The sequence below is a fragment of the Candidatus Symbiothrix dinenymphae genome (assembly GCF_001431085.1).
The window spans coordinates 1-1,237 of sequence record NZ_BBRU01000041.1 but is presented as its reverse complement, the minus strand read 5'-3'; the positions used below and the strand labels follow the sequence as shown (position 1 = coordinate 1,237).

Genomic DNA, 1,237 nt, shown 5'->3' with positions numbered 1-1,237 from the left:
ATGCTGCAAACAGTGTTGGTGGGCGTTGTCAATGTTGCATTTACCATTGTAGCCATTTACACGGTAGATAAGTACGGACGCAAACCTCTGCTTATGATTGGTTCGATATGTATGGCTGTATTTATGATGGTGTTGGCTGCTTGTTTCTACACGCACAATCTTGGTGTTTTCGCCTTGATATGTGTGCTCGGCTTTGTTGCTTCCTTTGCATTCTCTTGGGGACCTATTGTATGGGTATTGCTTTCGGAGATGTTCCCGAATGCTGTTCGCAGCAGGATTATGTCGGTGGCGGTTGCCGTTCAGTGGATAACGAATTATGCGGTGTCTTCTACTTTCCCACTGCTTGATAAAAACGAATGGTTTCTCAACACCTTTAATCATGGTTTTTCCTTTGGTTTGTTCGGCATCATGGCAGCGTTGTCGTGCATTTTTGCATGGAAACTGATTCCGGAAACAAAAGGGAAAACGCTGGAAGATATGGAAGAGATTTGGAAAATTAAAAATAATGATACATTAAAAGATAAAAAAGATGAACGGATACGAAAGAATTAATGCTGCTTTGCATGGGATTATGCCTGACAGACGCCCGGTGATGCTGCACAATTTTATGCTTGCCGCGCGTGAGGCCGGTTACACCATGAAGCAATACAGGGAAGACCCGGAAATTGCTGCCAAATGTCATATACAGTTTGTGGAGAAATATCAGGTGGATGGCATCCTGTTTGATGTCGATACGGCACTGATAGCCAGCTCGGTGGGTGTGCCGACGGATTATCCCGAAGATGCTCCGGCGCGTAACCATGAGCCGTTACTGCAATCGTTGGACGAGGTTGAACAATTGACGGAAAAGGATATATCCTCCGACCGGCGGATTCAACATTCGGTGGAAGCCATCAAAATCATGAAAAAATATTTCGGTAATGAAATATGGTTAAGAGGCAATTGCGACCAGGCACCTTTTTCATTGGCTTGTGCGATGCGAACACCCGGCATTTTCATGATGGATATGTTGATGGACGAGGAACGTTCAATGCAGTTAATCAATTGGTCTATCGGCATCTGCAAGCAGTTTATCCGGTTGATGGTGGAAGCGGGTTCGGATATGATTTCACACGGCGACAGTCTGGCGGGACCGGATATGGTGTCGCCAGAAATGTATGCGCAATTTGCCGTCCCTTCCGAATTGGAAATTATCGAAGAAACGCATAAATGCGGCGCTTCCTACCTGGTTCATATC

Annotated in this window: 2 protein-coding genes; both read left to right on the top strand. The window is 45.5% G+C overall.

The window, feature by feature from the left end; translation table 11 throughout:
- Nucleotides 1–552 (top strand): MFS transporter (locus tag ASC50_RS00780; protein WP_056928583.1); only part of this gene is annotated, 552 nt, incomplete at its 5' end.
- Nucleotides 530–1,237 (top strand): uroporphyrinogen decarboxylase family protein (locus tag ASC50_RS00775; protein ID WP_158648224.1); only part of this gene is annotated, 708 nt, incomplete at its 3' end. The genes ASC50_RS00780 and ASC50_RS00775, both read left to right, overlap by 23 nt.